The organism is Pseudomonas koreensis (assembly GCF_025447595.1).
In the GTDB taxonomy this organism is placed as follows: domain Bacteria; phylum Pseudomonadota; class Gammaproteobacteria; order Pseudomonadales; family Pseudomonadaceae; genus Aquipseudomonas; species Aquipseudomonas koreensis_H.
Window position 1 is genome coordinate 32,967 of sequence record NZ_JAOEJU010000013.1, and the last position, 19,866, is coordinate 52,832.

19 protein-coding genes are annotated in these 19,866 nt (G+C 61.3%); 12 read left to right on the plus strand and 7 right to left on the minus strand.

Features of this window, described 5'->3' with window-relative positions:
- Positions 1-70: 70 nt before the first annotated feature.
- From N8H71_RS16610 to N8H71_RS16650, 9 genes are all read left to right on the plus strand, one after another.
- Entirely contained in the window at positions 71-796 is a 726-nt protein-coding gene (locus N8H71_RS16610) for a MotA/TolQ/ExbB proton channel family protein (protein ID WP_262194822.1), read from the plus strand.
- Position 797: 1 nt separating this feature from the next.
- Complete coding sequence (locus N8H71_RS16615; protein WP_003220570.1) at positions 798-1,199, plus strand: ExbD/TolR family protein; 402 nt, start codon at positions 798-800, stop codon at positions 1,197-1,199.
- 168 nt (positions 1,200-1,367) lie between these two features.
- Positions 1,368-1,949, plus strand: coding sequence for an alpha/beta hydrolase (locus N8H71_RS16620; protein ID WP_007952774.1), 582 nt, complete (start codon positions 1,368-1,370; stop codon positions 1,947-1,949).
- A 56-nt stretch (positions 1,950-2,005) separates the two neighbouring features.
- Positions 2,006-2,938: a sigma 54-interacting transcriptional regulator gene (locus N8H71_RS16625; protein WP_262194823.1), complete on the plus strand. Its 933-nt coding sequence runs from the start codon at positions 2,006-2,008 to the stop codon at positions 2,936-2,938.
- A 164-nt stretch (positions 2,939-3,102) separates the two neighbouring features.
- Positions 3,103-3,900, plus strand: a complete 798-nt coding sequence (locus N8H71_RS16630; RefSeq protein WP_007952772.1) for a MetQ/NlpA family ABC transporter substrate-binding protein — start codon at positions 3,103-3,105, stop codon at positions 3,898-3,900.
- A gap of 462 nt (positions 3,901-4,362) precedes the next feature.
- A complete protein-coding gene (locus tag N8H71_RS16635) occupies positions 4,363-5,028 on the plus strand; it encodes an amino acid ABC transporter permease (RefSeq protein WP_007918712.1) in 666 nt (221 codons plus the stop codon).
- The gene (locus N8H71_RS16640) at positions 5,009-5,668 is read left to right on the plus strand and encodes an amino acid ABC transporter permease (protein ID WP_041475107.1); all 660 of its coding nucleotides are present in this window, start codon (positions 5,009-5,011) and stop codon (positions 5,666-5,668) included. The genes N8H71_RS16635 and N8H71_RS16640 overlap by 20 nt, the downstream gene beginning before the upstream one ends.
- On the plus strand, positions 5,665-6,462 hold the full coding sequence (locus tag N8H71_RS16645) for an amino acid ABC transporter ATP-binding protein (protein WP_262194824.1): 798 nt from the start codon (positions 5,665-5,667) through the stop codon (positions 6,460-6,462). The genes N8H71_RS16640 and N8H71_RS16645 overlap by 4 nt, the downstream gene beginning before the upstream one ends.
- Positions 6,459-7,337: a transporter substrate-binding domain-containing protein gene (locus N8H71_RS16650; RefSeq protein WP_011331934.1), complete on the plus strand. Its 879-nt coding sequence runs from the start codon at positions 6,459-6,461 to the stop codon at positions 7,335-7,337. The genes N8H71_RS16645 and N8H71_RS16650 overlap by 4 nt, the downstream gene beginning before the upstream one ends.
- Here N8H71_RS16650 and N8H71_RS16655 read toward each other — a convergent pair.
- Entirely contained in the window at positions 7,334-8,494 is a 1,161-nt protein-coding gene (locus N8H71_RS16655) for an AAA family ATPase (RefSeq protein WP_262194826.1), read from the minus strand. The genes N8H71_RS16650 and N8H71_RS16655 overlap by 4 nt on opposite strands.
- Before the next feature lie 144 nt (positions 8,495-8,638).
- Between N8H71_RS16655 and N8H71_RS16660 the strand changes: the two genes are divergently transcribed.
- Genes N8H71_RS16660 through N8H71_RS16670 form a run of 3 tightly spaced genes read left to right on the plus strand, consistent with a single transcriptional unit; the run spans position 8,639 to position 13,853 of the window.
- Positions 8,639-9,742, plus strand: coding sequence for an efflux RND transporter periplasmic adaptor subunit (locus N8H71_RS16660; protein WP_262194828.1), 1,104 nt, complete (start codon positions 8,639-8,641; stop codon positions 9,740-9,742).
- The gene (locus N8H71_RS16665; protein WP_262194829.1) at positions 9,739-10,803 is read left to right on the plus strand and encodes an efflux RND transporter periplasmic adaptor subunit; all 1,065 of its coding nucleotides are present in this window, start codon (positions 9,739-9,741) and stop codon (positions 10,801-10,803) included. The genes N8H71_RS16660 and N8H71_RS16665 overlap by 4 nt, the downstream gene beginning before the upstream one ends.
- The gene (locus N8H71_RS16670; protein ID WP_262194831.1) at positions 10,800-13,853 is read left to right on the plus strand and encodes an efflux RND transporter permease subunit; all 3,054 of its coding nucleotides are present in this window, start codon (positions 10,800-10,802) and stop codon (positions 13,851-13,853) included. The genes N8H71_RS16665 and N8H71_RS16670 overlap by 4 nt, the downstream gene beginning before the upstream one ends.
- 97 nt (positions 13,854-13,950) lie before the next feature.
- On the opposite strand, the gene N8H71_RS16675 is transcribed toward N8H71_RS16670, so the two are convergent.
- From N8H71_RS16675 to N8H71_RS16700, 6 genes are all read right to left on the minus strand, one after another.
- On the minus strand, positions 13,951-14,580 hold the full coding sequence (locus N8H71_RS16675) for a class I SAM-dependent methyltransferase (RefSeq protein ID WP_262194832.1): 630 nt from the start codon (positions 14,578-14,580) through the stop codon (positions 13,951-13,953).
- A 48-nt stretch (positions 14,581-14,628) separates the two neighbouring features.
- Entirely contained in the window at positions 14,629-15,273 is a 645-nt protein-coding gene (locus tag N8H71_RS16680; RefSeq protein ID WP_102718558.1) for a methionine ABC transporter permease, read from the minus strand.
- Complete coding sequence (locus N8H71_RS16685) at positions 15,263-16,387, minus strand: methionine ABC transporter ATP-binding protein (protein ID WP_085684207.1); 1,125 nt, start codon at positions 16,385-16,387, stop codon at positions 15,263-15,265. The genes N8H71_RS16680 and N8H71_RS16685 overlap by 11 nt, the downstream gene beginning before the upstream one ends.
- Positions 16,388-16,389: 2 nt before the next feature.
- The gene (locus N8H71_RS16690) at positions 16,390-17,199 is read right to left on the minus strand and encodes a MetQ/NlpA family ABC transporter substrate-binding protein (RefSeq protein ID WP_085608597.1); all 810 of its coding nucleotides are present in this window, start codon (positions 17,197-17,199) and stop codon (positions 16,390-16,392) included.
- 119 nt (positions 17,200-17,318) lie between these two features.
- Positions 17,319-18,671, minus strand: a complete 1,353-nt coding sequence (locus tag N8H71_RS16695; RefSeq protein WP_262194834.1) for an LLM class flavin-dependent oxidoreductase — start codon at positions 18,669-18,671, stop codon at positions 17,319-17,321.
- Positions 18,671-19,864: an SfnB family sulfur acquisition oxidoreductase gene (locus N8H71_RS16700; protein WP_262194835.1), complete on the minus strand. Its 1,194-nt coding sequence runs from the start codon at positions 19,862-19,864 to the stop codon at positions 18,671-18,673. Before N8H71_RS16700 ends, N8H71_RS16695 begins: the two co-directional genes overlap by 1 nt.
- Positions 19,865-19,866: the final 2 nt, after the last annotated feature.

Consider the following 19,866-nt stretch of genomic DNA (forward strand, 5'->3'; position numbering starts at 1 on the left):
TTTATTCTCGCGGTGTGTCTGTAACCGTCATCGCGAGCAAGCTCGGCTCCCACACACGAGGGAACACATCATGACGTTACTGGCATCTCCACTGGAATCCATTGAAAGCGCGGTGATCTGGCTGCTGGTGGTCTTCTCTGTCGCCACCTGGGGCCTGGCACTGCTCAAGGCTGTGCAGTTCGGCCGGTTGAAGGCGCAGGACCGCAAATTTCACAAGCGCTTCTGGGCGGCGTCGAGTCTGGACTCCGCCGCCGAGTTGAGCGAAACCCAGCCCGGCGCGGCAGCGCGGGTGGCACAGGCCGGTTATGCGGCGATTCAAGTGGGCGAGGCGCCGCAGGCCAATGACCTGAGCCAGGCGATCAACCATCAGGATCGCCTCGAACGTGCCTTGCGCCAGCAGATCGTCCGCGAACGCCGTTCGCTGGAAACCGGTCTGGCGGTGGTCGCGAGTATTGGCAGCACCTCGCCGTTCATTGGTCTGTTCGGCACGGTGTGGGGAATCATGGAAGCGTTGAAAGGCATCAGCGCGGCGGGCTCGGCGAGCCTGGAAACGGTCGCAGGGCCCATCGGTGCAGCGCTGGTCGCCACCGGTGTGGGGATCGCGGTCGCGGTGCCGGCGGTGCTGGTTTACAACTACTTTTTGCGTCGTCTGAAACTGACGGCGGCGGACCTGGACGACTTTGCCCACGACTTCTACAGCCTGGCGCAAAAGAGCGCGTTCCGCGTGCTGGTCCACCCGACCGCGCACAAGACTGCCGCCCAGGGCAACGCAACGAAAGTGAAGGAGGCGTCCTGATATGGCCTTCTCCACGCAAGACAGCGACGAGGTGCTGAGCGAGATCAACGTGACGCCGCTGGTGGACGTGATGCTGGTGCTGCTGGTGGTGTTCATCGTCACCGCGCCGCTGCTGACCAACGCGATACCGATCAACCTGCCGAAGACCGAAGCGGTGGCGCCGGTCGAGCAGAAAGACCCGTTGGTGGTGAGCATCGACGGTGCTGGAAAACTGTTTATCAACAAGGACGAAATCCAGCCGGACCTGCTGGAGTTCAACCTCAAGTCGGCCAAGGCCAAGGACCCGGAAGTGCGCGTGCAATTGCAGGCAGACGACGGGGTGAACTACGGCGAAGTGGCGCGAGCCATGGCTTCGATTGAGCGGGCGGGCATCACCAAGCTGTCGGTGATCACTGCACGATAAGGGTTTCACGTTTTTCCGGGGCCGTCTCCTTGGCAGGGTGCGGCCCCTTTTTTGTTCGTTGCTTAATATTCTTTTCAGGTCTTAATAAATAGCTTCTTATTCCTTAACGAATATAAATCCCGTCCCTATACTCGTTCAGGAACAGACACGACGCAGGAGAGCTCCCCCATGCGCAACGAATCAATCCGTTATCTGATTGTGCCGGGCTGGCAAGGATCGCCAGAAGATCATTGGCAAACCCACTGGCAGAACAGCCTGCCCAACAGCGCGCGGGTGGAGCAGGCCGACTGGCTGACGCCGCGTCGTGAAGACTGGGTCGCGGCACTGGCCGAGGCGATTGCCGCCGACAGCTCGCCGGTGATTCTTATCGCGCACAGCCTGGGCTGCATCACCGTGGCGCACTGGGCGGCCACCGCGCCGCTGCACCACTTGCGTCAGGTGCGCGGGGCGCTGCTGGTTGCGCCGGCGGATGTCGAGCGCCCGGCTTGCGTGCCGGCACTGCGCAATTTCGCGCCGATCCCGACCGATCTGCTGCCCTTCCCGAGCCAGGTCGTCAGTTCCGACAACGACGCCGCCGTCAGTGCGCCGCGTGCGCTGGAACTGGCGCGCAACTGGGGCGCCGAGGCGGGGATTCTCGCAGGCGCTGGCCATATCAACGTGAAGTCCGGGCATCAACGCTGGGAGCAGGGATTCGCTTATCTGTATCGCCTGCAAAACCGCATGGAACACCACGCCCGGCGCCGTGCCTGACCATTTTTATTTTTTCAACGCCCCCGTCTCCCGGCGATTTGGGGCGGGAGTCTGCCATGAGTTTTGAAACCTTCGGTCAGCCGTTGCTGACCTTTCCCGATGCGGAAAAAAGTCCCCTGAGCATTCGCGCCAAGGCGCTGGTGTTCGTCGATCCACGTTCGCGCCAGTTGCGCGAGGAAATGGCCCAGCTCGCACCGCGCTCGATCTCGGTGTTGATTCGCGGCGAGACCGGCACCGGCAAGGAATTGCTCGCCCGCCACATCCACCGTGCCAGTGATCGCAGCGGGCTATTTGTCTCGGTCAATTGCGGCGCGATCAGCCCGACCTACGCAGATGCCGAATTGTTCGGCTACGCCGCCGGCAGTTACAGCGGTTCGGCCAGCAGTCGCGCCGGCTGGTTCGGTTCCGCCAATGGCGGCACCTTGTACCTGGACGAGATCGGCGACCTGCCGCTGCCGATCCAGATCAAGTTGCTATCCGCACTGGAAAATCACGAAGTCACCCGCGTGGGTGCGCATCAACCGAGCCCGGTGGACGTGCGTCTGGTGGCGGCGACCAGCATCGATCTGGCGCAAGCGGTGGCGGCGGGGAAATTCCATGAGCGGCTTTATCACTATCTCAGCGAAGGGCATCTGGAACTGCCGGCATTGCGCGCGCGGGTCGGCGATATTCTGTCGCTGGCCGAGTACTTCCTCGGCATCTACAGCCAGCGCCTGGATCTGCCGGTGCCGCTGATCAGCGAAGCGGCGCAACAGGTGCTGGAACAGCACAGCTGGCCGGGCAACACCCGGGAACTGGAAAACGTCATTCATTTTGCGCTGCTGGTGAGCACCGGCGACGAAATCCTGCCGGAGCACCTGAACCTGCCGGAGGTGTCTGGGCCGCAGGTTCAGATCGAGCGTCAGGTGGCGAGCGTGAGCCTCAACGGCACCGTCGAAGAACGTAAGGCATTGAAAGAATTGCTGTTGAGCCTGAGCGAGGCGTTGTAACCATTTTGTTCAGCATGAACAAAATGGAATATGAAGCTGAATAAACGTTATTGTCCGGGAATAAAAAATCCCGGTATTGTCCGCTTCACGCCAGCAGTAGCACATCGCTGGCACACGTATTAATGCCGTCGTCGATGACGACCGATTTTCGATAAGGACACTGCATGAAAAAGGTTCTGTTGTTTACCGCATTGGCGGCTGCTCTGACTGCTTCCCTGGCCCAGGCCGGCGAGAAACTGGTGGTTGCCGCGACGCCGGTGCCGCACGCCGAAATCCTCGAACTGATCAAGCCGACCCTCGCCAAAGAAGGCGTGGATCTGGAAATCAAGGTCTTCACCGACTACGTACAGCCAAACGTACAGGTGGGCGAGAAGCGTCTGGACGCCAACTACTTCCAGACCCTGCCGTACCTGAACAGCTTCAACCAGGGCAAATACAAGGACGACAAGGCCAAGTACCTGGTGACCGTGCAAGGTGTTCACGTTGAACCGTTCGGTGGCTACTCGAGCAAGTACAAGACCCTGGCCGAACTGCCGGACGGCGCCACCATCGCCATTCCGAACGAAGGCAGCAACAGCGGTCGCGCACTGATCCTGCTGCAGAAGGCCGGCCTGATCGAACTGAAAGATCCGAAGAACGCCCTGGCGACGCCAAAAGACATCGCCAAGAACCCGCACAACTTCAAGTTCAAGGAACTGGAGTCGGCCCTGTTGCCGCGTGTTCTGAAAGAAGTCGATCTGGACATGATCAACACCAACTACGCTCTGGAAGCCAAGCTGAACCCGACCAAGGACGCCCTGGTGATCGAAGGCGCTGATTCGCCTTACGTGAACTTCCTGGTTGCCCGTGAAGACAACAAGAACAGCGACGCCATCAAGAAACTGGCCGCTGCCCTGACCAGCCCTGAAGTCAAAGCGTTCATCGAGAAGAAATACAACGGCGCGGTACTGCCGGCGTTCTGATCCGACGCAACAGCAACCCCCTTCAAGGTTGAAAAAAACGCCGATGACCAGCGATGGTTATCGGCGTTTTTTCTTGCGTGTGGATAACTCAGGCAGCGCTGGTTTTCAGCGCCCTGCGCAAGGCCACCAGCCATTTCACGAAATCCTGCGGGTCCGGTCGCTGCGGCACTTTTACGTCCATGTTCTCTTCCTTGTTATGGGGTTGGCCGGGGGAGTCTGGCCAAAAGCTGTTCGTCCTTGGAGGGCTTATATGAAAAAAAGATCCGTCCTACAGCGAAAGGAAAAATAGCCTTCTTATTCTGTCGGGGCAAACCCGCAGGATAGTTTTTTGCGTGATATCAATATGCTTTAACGGTATTTAAATTCTTTTTCTTATACCTTTAAAGTCGGTGCCTGCCGGACAATTACCCGCTGTCCATGGACTGCACCACCGTCGCTTACCGAGCGGCGTCAGGATGTTTCATGACCTTCGATTACGCATTTATCCTCAGCACCCTGCCGGCGTTTCTCAAGGCCGTGGGCGTGACGCTGCAGGTCGGTTTGATCGCCATTGGCACCTCGCTGCTGGTGGCGCTGCTCAATGCGACGATTCTGGTGTTCCGCACGCCTTACCTGCAAAAACTGGTCGGGCTGTATGTGGAGCTGGCGCGCAACACGCCGCTGCTGATCCAGCTGTTCTTCGTCTACTTCGCGCTGCCGGCCCTCGGGATCAAGGTTTCCGGATTCACTGCGGCGATCATCACCATGACTTTCCTCGGCGGCGCCTACCTCACCGAAGTGCTGCGCGCCGGCGTCGATGCGGTGCCCCAGGCGCAACTGGAATCCGGGCGCTCCATCGGTTTGTCCCACGGCCAGTTGCTGCGCTACGTGATCCTGCCGCAAGCGGGGATCCTCAGCCTGCCTTCGCTGTTCGCCAATTTCATTTTCCTGCTCAAGGAGACCACCGTGGTCTCGGCCGTGGCGGTGCCGGAGATTCTCTACACCACCAAAAGCTACATCGCGCTCTACTACAAAACCTACGAAATGCTCGCCGTGCTGACGCTGATCTGCGTGCTGCTGTTCCTGCCGCTGTCGCTGCTGTTGAGCCGTCTGGAAAGGAGGCTCCAGCATGGCCAGTTCGGGTCTTGAACTGCTCTGGGTGTCGTTGCCGCAACTGGCCAAAGGCGCCGGGCAAACCCTGTCGATCTCGTTCCTCAGTATCGCCATCAGCACCGTCGGCGGCGTGCTCTACGGCGTGCTGCGCACGCTCAACGTGCGGTGGCTGAACGCGCTGCTGCGAATCTATCTGGAGCTGTTCCGGGCGATCCCGGTGCTGGTCTGGTTGTACCTGCTGTTTTTCGGTCTGCCGATTTTCTTCGGTCTGAGCCTGCCGAGCTTCTGGTGCGCGGTGTTGGTGCTGTCGCTGTGGGGCGCCAGCGAGGTTGGCGAAGTGGCGCGCGGTGCGTTGCATTCGTTGCCGCGCGGGCAGCGTGAGGCGGGGCTGTCGATCGGCCTGAACGCGGCGCAGCTCTACGGCTACGTGCTGTTGCCCCAGGCGCTGAAACGCATGACGCCGCCGACCATCAACGTCTACACGCGGATCATCAAGACCAGTTCGCTGGCGGTGCTGATCGGCGTTGTCGATGTGATCAAGGTCGGCCAGCAGATCATCGAACGCACCTACGAATCGGTGCTGATCTACGGCGCGCTGTTCCTGTTTTTCTTTTTCATCTGCTACCCGCTGTCGGCCGCCTCGCGCGTGCTGGAGCGGCGCTGGACGCAAGCATGAGCGCATTGATCGAGTTTCAGGGTTTCAACAAATTCTTCGGCGAACAGCAGGTGCTCAAGGGCATCGACCTGCAAGTGAAATCCGGTGAAGTCATCGTCATCCTCGGCCCCAGCGGCTGCGGCAAAAGCACCCTGCTGCGTTGCCTCAATGGTCTGGAAACCGCCCACAGCGGCCACCTGAAATTTGCCGGCCGTGAATTGCTGGACAAGGCCACCGACTGGCGCGAAGTGCGTCAGCAGATCGGCATGGTGTTTCAGAGTTATCACCTGTTTCCGCACATGAGCGTGCTCGACAATTTGCTGCTCGGCCCGCTCAAGGTGCAGAAACGCGAACGCCGCGAAGCACAGCAACAAGCCGAAGCGTTGCTTGAGCGCGTGGGCCTGTCGGACAAGCGCGACGCCTTCCCGCGCCAGCTCTCCGGTGGCCAGCAGCAACGCATCGCCATCGTCCGTTCGTTGTGTATGAACCCGCGGGTCATGCTCTTCGACGAAGTCACTGCCGCCCTGGATCCGGAGATGGTCAAGGAAGTGCTGGAAGTGATTCAGGGCCTGGCTCGCGAAGGCATGACCCTGTTGATCGTCACCCACGAAATGGCCTTCGCCCGCGCGGTGGCCGATCGCATCGTGTTCATGGATGGCGGGCGCATCCTTGAACAGAACCCGCCCGAGCTTTTCTTTACGAACCCGCAAACCGCACGCGCGCAGCAGTTCCTGGAGAAGTTCTCCTACGTCGAAGCGCTGACTTCAACGACTTCGCCTACAACGACTCAAACAAAGGAACTGGAACTGCCATGAAAACTGCCAAAGCCCTATTCGCACTCCCGCTGATCAGCCTCGCGCTGCTGGCCGGCTGCAACAAGACCGAAGAACCGGCCAAGCCGAAAGTCGCCAGCGAAAGCACCGCGCCGGCCGGTTACCTGGACAAGATCAAGGCCCGCGACAAACTGATCGTCGGCGTGTTTACCGACAAGCCGCCGTTCGGTTTCGTCAACGAAGCGGGACGCTACGTCGGCTTCGATACCGACATCGGCCGTCAATTCGCCAAGGATCTGCTGGGCGATGAAAACAAGGTCGAGTTCGTGGCCGTGGAACCGGCGAGTCGCATTCCATTCCTGCAAAGCGACAAGGTCGACCTGATCCTCGCCAATATGACCGTGACCCCGGAGCGCAAGGAGGCGGTGGAATTCACCAACCCGAACCTCAAGGTCGCGGTGCAGGCGCTGGTGCCGCAGGGCAGCGAAGTGAAAAAGCTGGATGATCTGGCGACCCGCACCACCATCGTCACCACCGGCACTACCGCCGATATCTGGCTGACCAAGAACCACCCGGACTGGAAACTGCTGAAGTTCGAGAAAAACTCCGAGTCCCTCCAAGCCTTGGCCAACGGCCGTGGCGACGCTTACGCGCAGGACAATCTGGTGCTGTTCAGCTGGGCCAAGCAGAACCCGGGCTACCGTGTGCTGGATGAAAAGCTCGGTGCCGAAGCACCGATTGCGCCGGCGGTGAAGAAGGGCAATATCGAATTGCGCGATTGGGTGAACGCGGAGTTGGCCAAGCTGGGCGAAGAGAAATACCTGCTCAAGCTGTATGACCAATATGTGCGCAAAGAGCTGAGCGATGACACCAAGCCTGAGAGCGTGATTGTCGAAGGCGGGAAGTGGCAGGGCTAATCAGGCCAGTTCCACGCCGGCTCATCCAGAACCCTCTGCCCGACGATCCCCGTCTGGCCGAGGGTTTTTTCCAGCACGATGCAATTGCATTCCGGGTCTTCCTGCAACGCCGAAATCAATCGTCGGGCATGGGACACCACCCACACCTGACACTGCTCCGACACCCGGATGATCAAGCGTGCCAGCGCCGGCAGCAGATCCGGATGCAGGCTGGTTTCCGGCTCGTTCAGCACCATCAGCGACGGCGGGCGCGGCGTCAGCAACGCGGCGACCAGCAGCAGATAACGCAACGTGCCATCCGACAGTTCCGCCGCCGACAATGGCCGCAGCAATCCTTCCTGAAAAAACTCGATGGCAAAGCGTCCGCCCGCCAACGGTGCAATGTTCAGCCGTGCACCGGGAAACGCATCACTGATCGCCGCCTGCAACGCCTCGGGATCGCCGATCTCGCGGATGGTCTGCAACGCAGCCGCCAGATCCCGCCCGTCGTGATGCAGCACCGGCGTGCGCGTGCCCAGTTGTGGCTGGCGCACCGGGGCGTCGGCGTCGCTGCGAAAGTGATCGTAGAAGCGCCAGCGGCGGATGAACTCGCGCATCTGGAACACTTCCGGCGAGGTGCGCAGGCTGCCGACCTGATCGAACAGGCTGTCGAAGTTCGGCGTGTGCTGGGCCAGTACGTCCCAGCCACGACCCTCACGGGTGCGGATCATCGGCCCGTCGCGATCCACCAGCAGGCTGGCCGGACGATAGAGCGGTCCGGCCCAGATGCATTCCTTTTTGATTTCCGGGTCGAGGGAAAAGAACGAGAGGCTCGGTTCCGGCAATCCCAGGGCGATCGAATAGCTGAAGTCTTCCCCGGCAAAGCCCAGGCGCAGGCGCTTCACGCCTTGGCGCACGGTGGACTGGATAGGCACTTCACCGTTGCGCATGCGCCGGCTGATGGTTTCCGGCCCGGCCCAGAACGTCGAGTCCAGCCCGCCCTCACGGGCCAGCGCATTGACCACGCCGCCCTGAGCGGTTTCCGCCAGCAGCCGCAGCGCCCGGTACAGGTTGGACTTGCCGCTGCCGTTGGGACCGGTGATCAGGTTCAGGCGGCCCAGCGGGATTACCAATTTATTGATCGAGCGGTAATTGGCCACCGCGAGAGTCTTGAGCATGAAAATCCTTCTTGGGTGCCCCGAAATCCGGGTCAGGATACTCGCTGCACAGAAATGCATATATCGCCCGGACGAAGGTTGAACCCTGTTCTAAGCTCACAGTCGTATCGTCACTTGCACGTTCGTACACAGGAAGGAGTCTGCATGGCGAGTCCCGGATTGAAAACAGCGTTCATGCTGAGTCTGTTCGCTTTGCTGAGCGCATGCGGCGAGAAAAAGGCCCCGGAGGAATACCTGCCCCGGGTCTTTGTGCAGGAGGTGAACCCCGCCAATTACGCTGCCGCCGTGACCCTCACCGGCGACGTTCAGGCGCGGGTGCAGACCGAACTGTCGTTCCGTGTCGGGGGCAAGATCATCCAGCGCATGGTCGATGTCGGTGACCGCGTCTCGGCCAAACAAGTGTTGGCCAAGCTCGATCCGAAGGATTTGCAGACCAATGTCGATTCCGCCCAGGCCCAGGTGCTGGCCGAGCAGGCTCGGGTCAAACAGAGCGCCGCCGCGTTCGTCCGCCAGCAGAAACTGTTGCCCAAGGGCTACACCAGCCAGAGCGAATACGATTCGGCGCAGGCCGCCTTGCGCAGCAGCCAGAGTGCCTTGAGCGCGGCTCAGGCGCAGTTGGCCAACGCCAAGGATCAACTGAGCTACACCTCGCTGATCGCCGATGCGCCCGGGGTCATCACTGAGCGTCAGGCCGAAGTCGGCCAGGTGGTTCAGGCCACGGCGCCGATTTTCAGCCTGGCCCGGGACGGTGACCGCGACGCCGTATTCAACGTTTACGAATCCCTGCTGGCTGAACGGCCGGCGGAGCGGTCGATCGTCGTCAGCCTGCTCGACAACCCCGCCATCAAGACCACCGGCACCGTGCGCGAAATCACCCCGGCGGTGTCCGCGCAGTCCGGCACGGTGCAGGTCAAGGTCAGCCTCGACAGCCTGCCGCAAGGGATGCAACTGGGCTCGGTGGTGAGCGCCACGGCCAAGGGCACCGGCAAGTCGGCCGTTGAATTGCCGTGGTCGGCGCTGACCAAGAACGTCAGCGATCCGGCGGTGTGGATGGTCGACGATAAAGGTGAAGCGCAGTTGTATAACGTCACCGTCAGCCGCTACCTGATCGGCAAGGTCATCATCAGCGAGGGCCTCAAGGGCGGGGAAAAAGTCATTGTCGCGGGAGGGCAATTGCTGCATCCGGGCATGAAGGTCGAAATTGCCGAAAACACCTACAAGGATCTGCAACCGGGAGCACAGCCATGAAGCGTCTGGTGCTGTTATCCATTGGCGTGTTGCTGGCCGCCTGCTCGAAAAGCGAGCCACCGCCGGAACCGGTACGGCCGGTGTTGTCGGTCAAGGTCGAAGCGTTGAGCGAAGAAAACCTCGGGCGTTTCGCCGGCAGCATTCAGGCGCGCTATGAAAGCAACACCGGTTTTCGTGTCGGCGGGCGCATTGCCAGCCGCAACGTCGATGTCGGTACCGAGGTGCAGAAGGGCACGCTGCTCGCCACCCTCGATCCGTCAGACCAGCAGAACCAGCTGCGTTCGGCCCAGGGCGACCTGGCGAAGGTACAGGCACAACTGATCAACGCCCAGGCCAATGCCCGCCGTCAGCAAGCGCTATTTGATCGTGGCGTCGGGGCACAAGCGCAGCTGGACATTGCCATGACGGACCTGAAAACCACCCAGGCTTCGCTGGATCAGGCGCGGGCGGCGGTCAATCAAAGCAAGGATCAACTCGATTACACCGAGCTGCGCTCTGATCACAAAGCCGTGGTGACCGCGTGGAACGCCGAAGCCGGACAAGTGGTGACGGCGGGCCAGCAAGTGGTGACCTTGGCGCAACCGGACATCAAGGAGGCCGTGATCGATCTGCCGGACACCCTGGTCGATGAGATCCCCTCCGACGTGGTGTTTCTGGTGGCCGGGCAACTCGACCCGAGCATCAACACCACAGCGACCCTGCGCGAGATCGAACCGCAGGCACAAAGTGCCACGCGCACCCGACGCGCACGGTTGACCCTGGCCAATACGCCTGACGGCTTCCGCCTCGGCACCGCGATCAGCGTCACCCTCAGCTCGGCGATCAAGCCGCGTATCGAATTGCCCGTCACAGCGTTGCAGGAGGTCGACGGCAAACCGCGGATCTGGGTCATTGACACTCAAAGCAAAACCGTCAACCCGCGCGACGTCAGCGTGATCAGCCGCACCGAAAACAGTGTGGTGCTCGCGGGGGGCGTGAAGAACGGCGAGCGCGTGGTCAGCGCCGGCGTCAACAGTCTCAAACCCGGACAAACCGTGAAACTTGACGAGGACAGTCAATGAAAGGCTCTTTCAATCTCTCCGAATGGGCCCTCAAGCATCAGTCGTTCGTCTGGTATCTGATGTTCGTCGGATTGCTCATGGGGGTGTTCTCCTACTTCAATCTGGGGCGCGAGGAAGACCCGTCGTTCACCATCAAGACCATGGTGATCCAGAGCAAATGGCCGGGCGCGACCCAGGAAGAAACCCTCAAGCAGGTCACCGACCGCATCGAGAAAAAACTCGAAGAACTCGACTCCCTCGACTACGTGAAAAGCTACACGCGCCCCGGCGAATCGACGGTGTACGTGTACCTGCGCGACACCACCAGTGCCAAGGACATACCGGAAATCTGGTATCAGGTGCGCAAGAAGATCAACGACATTCGCGGGCAGTTTCCTCAAGGCATTCAGGGGCCGGGATTCAACGACGAATTCGGTGACGTGTTCGGCTCGGTGTACGCCTTTACCGCCGACGGCCTGACCATGCGCCAGTTGCGCGATTACGTGGAACAGGCGCGGGCCGAGATTCGCAATGTGCCCGGGCTGGGCAAGATCGAGATGATCGGTCAGCAGGACGAAGTGCTCTACCTGAACTTCTCTACCCGCAAACTCGCGGCGCTGGGCATCGACCAGCGTCAGGTGGTGCAGAGCCTGCAATCGCAGAACGCCGTGACGCCGGCCGGTGTCATCGAGGCGGGCCCCGAGCGGATTTCCGTGCGGACTTCGGGGCAGTTCGCTTCGGAGAAAGACCTGGCCGAGGTCAACCTCAAACTTAACGACCGTTTCTATCGTCTGGCGGACGTGGCCGACATCACCCGTGGCTACGTCGACCCGGCCACGCCGGAATTCCGTTTCGACGGCAAACCGGCGATCGGTCTGGCGATTGCCATGCAGAAGGGCGGTAACGTCCAGGCGTTCGGCAAGGCCCTGCATCAGCGCATCGACGAACTGACCGCGGATCTGCCGGTCGGCGTCGGCGTGCACACGGTGTCCGATCAGGCCGTGGTGGTGGAGGAGGCCGTCGGTGGTTTCACCAGCGCGTTGTTCGAGGCGGTGGTGATTGTGCTGGTGGTCAGCTTCATCAGCCTCGGCGTGCGCGCCGGGCTCGTGGTGGCGTGCTCGATCCCGCTGGTGCTGGCGATGGTGTTTGTGTTCATGGAATACAGCGGCATCACCATGCAGCGGATTTCCCTCGGTGCTCTGATCATCGCCCTCGGCCTGTTGGTGGACGACGCGATGATCACCGTGGAAATGATGGTCACGCGCTTGGAAATGGGCGAGAGCAAGGAGCAGGCGGCGACGTTCGCCTACACCTCGACCGCGTTCCCGATGCTCACCGGTACGCTGGTGACGGTCGCCGGTTTCGTCCCCATCGGTCTCAATGCCAGTTCTGCCGGCGAGTACACCTACACGCTGTTCGCGGTGATTGCCGTGGCGATGATCGTGTCCTGGATCGTGGCGGTGTTCTTCGCCCCGGTGATCGGCGTGCACATCCTCAGCACCAACGTAAAGCCCCACGAGGCCGAGCCGGGGCGTGTCGGCCGCGCATTCAACAGCGGTTTGCTGTGGTGCATGCGCAATCGCTGGTGGGCCATCGGCTTCACGGTACTGATGTTTGTGTTGGCGGTGTTCTGCATGCGCTTTGTACAGAATCAGTTTTTCCCGTCCTCCGATCGACCGGAAATTCTGGTCGACCTCAACCTGCCGCAAAACGCCTCGATCGACGAGACGCGCAAGGCCGTCGACAAGCTCGAAGCCACGCTCAAGGGCGACGCGGACATCGTTCGCTGGAGCACCTACATCGGTCAGGGTGCGATCCGTTTCTACCTGCCACTCGACCAGCAATTGCAGAACCCGTACTACGCGCAACTGGTGATCGTCAGTAAGGACTTCGAAGCCCGCGAGGCTCTGAGTCAGCGCCTGCGCGAACGTCTGCACAAGGATTTCGTCGGTATCGGCAGTTACGTGCAGGCGCTGGAGATGGGCCCGCCGGTGGGGCGTCCGATCCAGTACCGGGTCAGCGGCAAGGACATCGACCAGGTGCGCAAACACGCCATCGACCTGGCGACTGAACTGGACAAGAACGAACACATCGGCGAGATCATTTACGACTGGAACGAGCCGGGAAAAGTCCTGCGTATCGACATCGCCCAGGACAAGGCGCGCCAGCTCGGGCTGTCGTCCGAAGACGTGGCGAACCTGATGAACAGCATCGTCAGCGGCGCGCCGCTGACCCAGGTCAACGACGACATCTACCTGATCAACGTGGTCGGTCGTGCGGTGAGCTCGGAACGCGGTACGCCGGAAACCCTGCAAAACCTGCAGATCGTCACGCCAAACGGCACGTCGATTCCGCTGCTGGCCTTCGCCACGGTTCGTTATGAGCTGGAGCAGCCGTTGGTGTGGCGTCGCGACCGCTTGCCGACCATCACCATCAAGGCGTCGGTGCGTGACGAGATACAGCCGACCGATCTGGTGAAAATCCTCAAGCCATCGATTGATGAGTTTGCGGCAAAACTGCCGGTCGGCTACAAGGTCGCCACCGGTGGTACGGTCGAGGAAAGTGGCAAGGCGCAGGGGCCGATTGCCAAGGTGTTGCCACTGATGCTGTTCTTGATGGCGACTTTCCTGATGATCCAGTTGCACAGCGTGCAGAAGCTGTTCCTGGTAGCGAGTGTCGCGCCGCTGGGGTTGATTGGCGTGGTGCTGGCGCTGGTGCCGACCGGTACGCCGATGGGCTTCGTGGCGATCCTGGGGATTCTGGCGTTGATCGGCATCATCATCCGCAACTCGGTGATTCTTGTGACCCAGATCGACGAGTTCGAGCGCAAAGGCTACGCGCCGTGGGATGCCGTGGTGGAAGCCACCGAACACCGGCGTCGCCCGATCCTTCTGACCGCCGCAGCGGCGAGCATGGGTATGATTCCGATTGCCCGGGAAGTGTTTTGGGGCCCGATGGCTTACGCGATGATCGGCGGGATCGTGATTGCGACCCTGCTGACACTGCTGTTTCTGCCGGCGCTGTATGTGGCCTGGTACAAGATTCGCGAGCCGAAGAAAGAGGTGCAGTAAGTCGAGCGCCTTGCGCTCATCGCCAGCAGGCTGGCTCCCACATTTGGAATGCGTTCCCCTGTGGGGGCCAGCCTGCTGGCGATGACGTCTGAATGCATTACACCGTTTTGCGCCAGACACTCGCCAGCCAGGGCTGCTGCTCACGCGGCAGCCCCGCCGGCCGGTAGTAATGCTCCAGCTCGACAAACCCGGCAGCGGTCAACAACGCGCGCCACGCTTCCAGGTCGTGATACGAGCCATAACGCGGCCCGTTCCAGCCCTCACGGTTATCCCCGCGCGGATTGGAACTGAACAGCACGCCGCCCGGTTTCAATGTCCCGTGCAATTGCTTCAAGACCCGTGGCAATTCCTGCAACGGCACATGAAACAGCACCGCATTGGCGAAGATGCCGTCGAAGCGCTCTGCCGGCAGATCCAGCTTCAGAAAGTCCTGGCACCAAACCTCACAGCCACTGTCTTCCCGAGCCATCTGCGCGAACTTCTCCGCGCCGTCGAGGCCGACGGCGACGTGACCCATCCGGGTGAACGTCTGCAAATCCCGCCCCGGCCCGCAGCCGAAATCGAGGATGGAAAACGGCGCGTCACCCTGGATGTGCCGCAACAGGGCGTCGATGTTCTGGCTGACATCGTGATCGCGGGTGCCTTCACGAAAGTCCTCGGCCACCGAGTTGTAGTGGCCGAGGGTAGTAGAGGTGATCTGTTCAAGATCGGTGGGGGTCTGCTTCATGGTCGAACCGCGCCGGCAAAGGAATCTGCCGACTATACGCCATGCCATTCAGCGCTTGTTCAACCCTCGTGCCAGGCGATCGCCGCCCAGCTGAATCACCGCCACCAGCGCTACCAGCAGCACGATCACAGTCAGCATGATCTGGCTGTCGAAGCGCTGATAGCCGTAGCGATAAGCGATGTCGCCCAGACCGCCGGCGCCAATTGCGCCGGCCATGGCCGAGGAGTTGATCATCGTCACCAGGGTGATGGTGAAACCGCCGACAATCCCCGGCAGCGCTTCGGGCAACAGCACATGCCAGACGATGTGCCAGCGCCGGCAGCCCATGGCCTGCGCGGCTTCGATCAGGCCGTAGTCGACTTCACGCAGGCTCACTTCGGCGATCCGCGCAAAGAACGGCGTGGCCGCAATGGTCAACGGCACGACTGCCGCCCACACGCCGTAGGTGGTGCCGACGATCAGGCGGGTGAACGGAATCAGCGCGACCATCAGGATCAGAAACGGGATCGAGCGAAACAGGTTCACGAATGCACCCAAGGCGCGATTGAGCACCGGCGCTTCGTAGATTCCGCCCTTGTCGCTGGTGACCAGAATCACTGCCATCGGAATACCTGCCAGCAGAGCGATCAGCGACGAAACGCCGACCATCAGAAACGTATCGATAAAACCCTGCAGCAATCGATCAAACCACATAGCCCAGCACCTCCGTGCGTTGTGCCCACTGGCCGGCACGCTCACGCAATTGCTCGGCGTTCAGCTTTGATCCCGCCACCGCCAGCAGTAATTGACCGAGCGCGTGGCCCTGGATCCGTTCCACGCCGCCCTGCAGCAATTTCACCCGACCACCGAGTGCGGCGAACAGCGCGGCCAGATCCGGTTCATCCTGCTGGCTGCCGGTGAACTGCAAACGCAGCACAACTGACGCATCGGACGACGACGGCTGCGCCTGCAAACGGCTCTGCAATTCTTCGGGCAAAGCGTGCTGCAACGGTGCAAGCAACGTCTGGCTGACCTCGTGCTGCGGGTTGCCGAACACTTCCCACACCGGGCCTTGTTCGACGATGTGGCCATGTTCCAGCACGACGACGCGGTCGCAGATTTCGCGGATCACCGCCATCTCGTGAGTGATCAGCACGATGGTCAGGCCCAGGCGTTTGTTGATCTCGCGCAGCAGGCCGAGGATCGACTGGGTGGTTTCCGGATCAAGAGCGGAAGTGGCTTCGTCGCAGAGCAAAATGTCCGGGTCGTGCACCAGCGCGCGGGCGATGCCGACACGCTGTTTCTGCCCGCCGGACAACTGCGCCGGATACGCCTTGTGCTTGGCTTGCAGGCCCACCAGTTCCAGCAGTTCGCGAACCTTTTTCTCCCGTTGTTCTTTCGGGACACCGGCGACTTTCAGCGGCAGTTCGACGTTCTGCCACACCGTTTTCGCCGACATCAGATTGAAGTGCTGGAAGATCATGCCGATCCGCCGGCGCAGGGCGACGAGGCGATCCTCGTCGTACTCGCCGATGTCCACCTGATCGATCAGCACCCGGCCCGAAGTCGGTTGTTCGAGGCGGTTGATGGTGCGGATCAGCGACGACTTGCCGGCGCCGCTGCGACCGATGATGCCGAACACTTCACCGCGCTGGATCGCCAGGTCGATGCCTTGCAGGGCGGCGACCGGGCCTTGTTTGCCGTCGTAGGTTTTGCCGAGCCCGACGAAGCGCACATGGGCGCGGTTCAGTTCGGGATGCAGTTCGGTGCGTTGCGCAAGCGCGGGTGGCTCTGGAAGATCCAGTCGCCGTTGAATGGCTGCCGTCATCCTCAGCTTTCCCAACCGGCCTGGTACAGCTTGCCGTGGGCCTTATCCAGTGCGGCGCGAACGGCCGGCGAATGCTGGTAGATGTCGACGAACTTGATCAGGCGCGGGTCGGTTTTGCTCTTCGGCTGGATCACGAACTGGATCACGTATTCCTTGTGATCGAGGCCGTCGAACAGCAGCGCGGAGCCAGCGTCGAAAGTCTTCGCCAGACGGATGTAGGCCGGATAGCCCTGGACCAGATCGGCGTCATCGTAGGCGCGCACCAGTTGCACGGCTTCGACCTGCAGGATCTTGATCTTCTTCGGGTTGGCGACAATGTCGTCTTCGGTGGCCTTGTAGCCGACGCCCGGTTTCAGGGTGATCAGACCGGCCTTGGCCAGCAGTTGCAGGCCGCGTCCGCTGTTGATCGGGTCGTTGGCGATGGCGACGCTGGCGCCTTCCGGCAGCTCGTCGAAGCTTTTGTATTTCTTCGAGTACAGGCCGACGTTGTTGATGATGCCTGGAGCGAACGGCACCAGGTCGAAACCGGAAGCCGCCTTGGCGTTTTCCAGGAACGGGATGTGCTGGAAGTAGTTCACGTCGATGTCACCGGCGGCGAGGCTGACGTTCGGTGCGATCCAGTCGGTGAATTCCACCAGCTCGACTTTCAAGCCTTGTTTGGAGGCCTCTTCGACGGCGGCTTCCAGCGGAATCGCGAAGGCGGCGGTGGTGCCGATTTTCAACGGGGCATCGGCGGCGAACACCGCCGAGCTGAACAGGCCGAAGGCCAGGGCCAGTGCTTTGACTGGGTGGGAGAGTCGTTTCTTGGTCATGGAAGTTGTCCAGTCAGTGCATTGATTTTTTAGTGTCTGGTCGGGCCTCATCGCCAGCAGGCTGGCTCCCACAGGGAAATGCATTCCAACTTGTGGGAGCCAGCCTGCTGGCGATGCTCTTAGCGGCGGAACGCTGCGCCGGTGTGTTGCTGCGGCAGATGCGCTTCGCCTTGAAACAGTTTTTCCCGCAGGCTGCCGGTGTCGTACGCGGTCTTGTACGAGCCGCGCCGTTGCAGTTCGGGAATCACCAGATCGATGAAATCCACATAGCTTTCCGGGGTGACGATGCGGGTCAGGTTGAAGCCGTCGAGGCCGGTTTCAGCGATCCACGATTCCAGTTCATCTGCCACTTGCTGCGGCGAGCCGACCACGGTGATGTAGCGCCCGCCGAGGGCGTGCTGGTCGAGCAGCTTGCGCCGGGTCCAGTCGTTGTTCTGCAGGTTTTTGGTGGCGGACTGGATCGCGTTGCTCTTCACGTACTGGATCGGTTCGTCGATTTCGTACTGGGAAAAATCGATCCCGGTGGACGCCGAAAAATGCGCCACGCCGGCTTCGGCGCTGGCGTAGCTCAGGTATTCGGCGTGCTTGGCCCAGGCCGCTTCCTCGGTCTCGCCGACGATCACGTTCAGGCCCATGAACACCTTGATGTCCTCGGGGTTGCGACCCGCTTCGACGGCGCTGGCGCGGACCTTGTCCACCTGCACCTTGGTCGACGGCTTGTTCTGGCCGCTGATGAACACGCACTCGGCATGACGCCCGGCGAACAGCAGTCCGCGATCCGAACTGCCGGCCTGGAACAGCACCGGCGTACGCTGCGGCGACGGCTCGCACAGGTGATAACCCTCGACCTGATAGAACTCGCCCTTGTGTTCGACCTTGTGCACCTTGTCTGGCTGCGCGTAGATCCGCTGTTGCGGATCGTTGAGTACCGCGCCGTTTTCCCAGCTGCCTTCCCAGAGTTTGTAGAGCACTTCGAGGTACTCGTCGGCCTGGTCGTAACGCCGGTCGTGCTCGACCTGTTCACTGAGGCCCATGGCCTTGGCGGCGCTGTCCAGATAACCGGTGACGATGTTCCAGCCCACCCGTCCACCGCTCAGGTGATCGAGGGTCGACATGCGCCGGGCGAACAGATACGGCGGCTCGTAGGTGAGGTTGGCGGTCAGGCCGAATCCGAGATTTTTGGTCACCGCGGACATGGCCGATACCAGCAATAGTGGATCGTTGACCGGCAACTGGATCGACTCTTTCAGGGTGACGTCCACCGAGTTCTGATAGACGTCGTACACGCCGACGATGTCAGCGATGAACAGCCCGTCGAACAGCCCGCGCTCCAGCAGTTGCGCCAGTTCGGTCCAGTACTCGATGGTCTTGTACCGGGTCGAGGTGTCGCGAGGATGCGTCCACAGCCCGTGGTTGATGTGGCCGATGCAGTTCATGTTGAACGCATTGAGCAGGATCTTTTTCTTGCTCATCAGATGGTCCCTCGCAGCGGAGGGTTTTCATCGTTGAGGTAGTAATTGCCCACCGCGTGATACTTCCAGCGCACCGGGTCATGCAGGGTGTGCACCCGGGCGTTGCGCCAGTGACGGTCGAGGCCGTGCTCGATCAGGGTGGCCTGGCTGCCGGCGAGTTCGAACAGGGTGCTGCCGGCGGCCAGGGAGATTTCGGTGCTGATCGCCCGTGCTTCGGCGACGGCAATCGACGCCGCCGCAACCGTCTCGGCATTGGTCTCGGCCTGGGCCGCGTCGAGGAATTCGCCGGCGCGTTCGAGCAGGGCTTCGGTGGCATGCAGGCGGATGCTCAGGTGGCCGAAACTCTTGAGGGTCAGCGGGTCTTCGGTGGCTTTGTCGTTGCCCGAATCGATCCATGGCCGGGTTTTGCTGCGTACGAAGTGCAGCGCATCTTCGTAGGCGGCGCGGGCGATGCCGGTGTCGATGGCGGCGTGAAGGATCTGCGCCAGCGGGCCTACCGGGGTCGGGCGTTCGAAAGCACTCTGGAACGGGATGACATTTTCGGCAGAGACGTACACGTCTTCGAACACCACCGAACCGCTGCCGGTGGTGCGCTGGCCGAAGCCGCTCCAGTCGTCGATCACGGTCAGGCCCTTGCTGTCGCGCGGGACGAACGCCAGTTGCTGCACGCCGTTTTCATCGACCACGGACGTTGGAATCCGTTGGGCGTAGATCGCACCGGTCGCGTAGAACTTGCGGCCGTTGATGCGATAGCCACTACCTTCACGTTTCAGGCCGGTGACACGGTCATGGGCGGTCTTGGTGCCCAGCTCTGCCAGGGCATTGCCGAAGCGCTGGCCGGCGAGGACTTCGGCGTACAGGCGTTGTTTCTGCTCGTGGCTGCCGTTCACCCGCAGCACTTCGAGGGCATAGAAATGATTCTGTGGAATCTGCCCGAGCGAGCCATCGGCCCGGGCAATCAGGGCGATGACTTTGGCCAGGGTCACGTTGGACACGCCGGCGCCGCCGTACTCCTTGGGCACGCTGATGCCCCACAGGCCGGAGCGGGAAAACACGTCGAGTTCCGGCAGCGGCAGGCGGCGTTCGCGGTCGCGCAGGTTGCTGTCGCGCTGGAAATCTTCGGCCAGGTCGCTGGCGACGATCAGGGCTTGCTCGTCGCTGGTGATGACCGCGACGGGATGGGAAAGAGTCATGT

What these genes read in the sequence shown, in the direction of transcription:
- N8H71_RS16680 (WP_102718558.1), bottom strand. Translation starts at nt 15,273, where the DNA reads ATGTGGTTTGATCGATTGCTGCAGGGTTTTATCGATACGTTTCTGATG.
- N8H71_RS16630 (WP_007952772.1), top strand. Translation starts at nt 3,103, where the DNA reads ATGAAAAAGGTTCTGTTGTTTACCGCATTGGCGGCTGCTCTGACTGCT.
- N8H71_RS16625 (WP_262194823.1), top strand. Translation starts at nt 2,006, where the DNA reads ATGAGTTTTGAAACCTTCGGTCAGCCGTTGCTGACCTTTCCCGATGCG.
- N8H71_RS16700 (WP_262194835.1), bottom strand. Translation starts at nt 19,864, where the DNA reads ATGACTCTTTCCCATCCCGTCGCGGTCATCACCAGCGACGAGCAAGCC.
- N8H71_RS16610 (WP_262194822.1), top strand. Translation starts at nt 71, where the DNA reads ATGACGTTACTGGCATCTCCACTGGAATCCATTGAAAGCGCGGTGATC.
- N8H71_RS16655 (WP_262194826.1), bottom strand. Translation starts at nt 8,494, where the DNA reads ATGCTCAAGACTCTCGCGGTGGCCAATTACCGCTCGATCAATAAATTG.
- N8H71_RS16685 (WP_085684207.1), bottom strand. Translation starts at nt 16,387, where the DNA reads ATGACGGCAGCCATTCAACGGCGACTGGATCTTCCAGAGCCACCCGCG.
- N8H71_RS16670 (WP_262194831.1), top strand. Translation starts at nt 10,800, where the DNA reads ATGAAAGGCTCTTTCAATCTCTCCGAATGGGCCCTCAAGCATCAGTCG.
- N8H71_RS16690 (WP_085608597.1), bottom strand. Translation starts at nt 17,199, where the DNA reads ATGACCAAGAAACGACTCTCCCACCCAGTCAAAGCACTGGCCCTGGCC.
- N8H71_RS16650 (WP_011331934.1), top strand. Translation starts at nt 6,459, where the DNA reads ATGAAAACTGCCAAAGCCCTATTCGCACTCCCGCTGATCAGCCTCGCG.
- N8H71_RS16665 (WP_262194829.1), top strand. Translation starts at nt 9,739, where the DNA reads ATGAAGCGTCTGGTGCTGTTATCCATTGGCGTGTTGCTGGCCGCCTGC.
- N8H71_RS16675 (WP_262194832.1), bottom strand. Translation starts at nt 14,580, where the DNA reads ATGAAGCAGACCCCCACCGATCTTGAACAGATCACCTCTACTACCCTC.
- N8H71_RS16640 (WP_041475107.1), top strand. Translation starts at nt 5,009, where the DNA reads ATGGCCAGTTCGGGTCTTGAACTGCTCTGGGTGTCGTTGCCGCAACTG.
- N8H71_RS16615 (WP_003220570.1), top strand. Translation starts at nt 798, where the DNA reads ATGGCCTTCTCCACGCAAGACAGCGACGAGGTGCTGAGCGAGATCAAC.
- N8H71_RS16635 (WP_007918712.1), top strand. Translation starts at nt 4,363, where the DNA reads ATGACCTTCGATTACGCATTTATCCTCAGCACCCTGCCGGCGTTTCTC.
- N8H71_RS16695 (WP_262194834.1), bottom strand. Translation starts at nt 18,671, where the DNA reads ATGAGCAAGAAAAAGATCCTGCTCAATGCGTTCAACATGAACTGCATC.
- N8H71_RS16620 (WP_007952774.1), top strand. Translation starts at nt 1,368, where the DNA reads ATGCGCAACGAATCAATCCGTTATCTGATTGTGCCGGGCTGGCAAGGA.
- N8H71_RS16645 (WP_262194824.1), top strand. Translation starts at nt 5,665, where the DNA reads ATGAGCGCATTGATCGAGTTTCAGGGTTTCAACAAATTCTTCGGCGAA.
- N8H71_RS16660 (WP_262194828.1), top strand. Translation starts at nt 8,639, where the DNA reads ATGGCGAGTCCCGGATTGAAAACAGCGTTCATGCTGAGTCTGTTCGCT.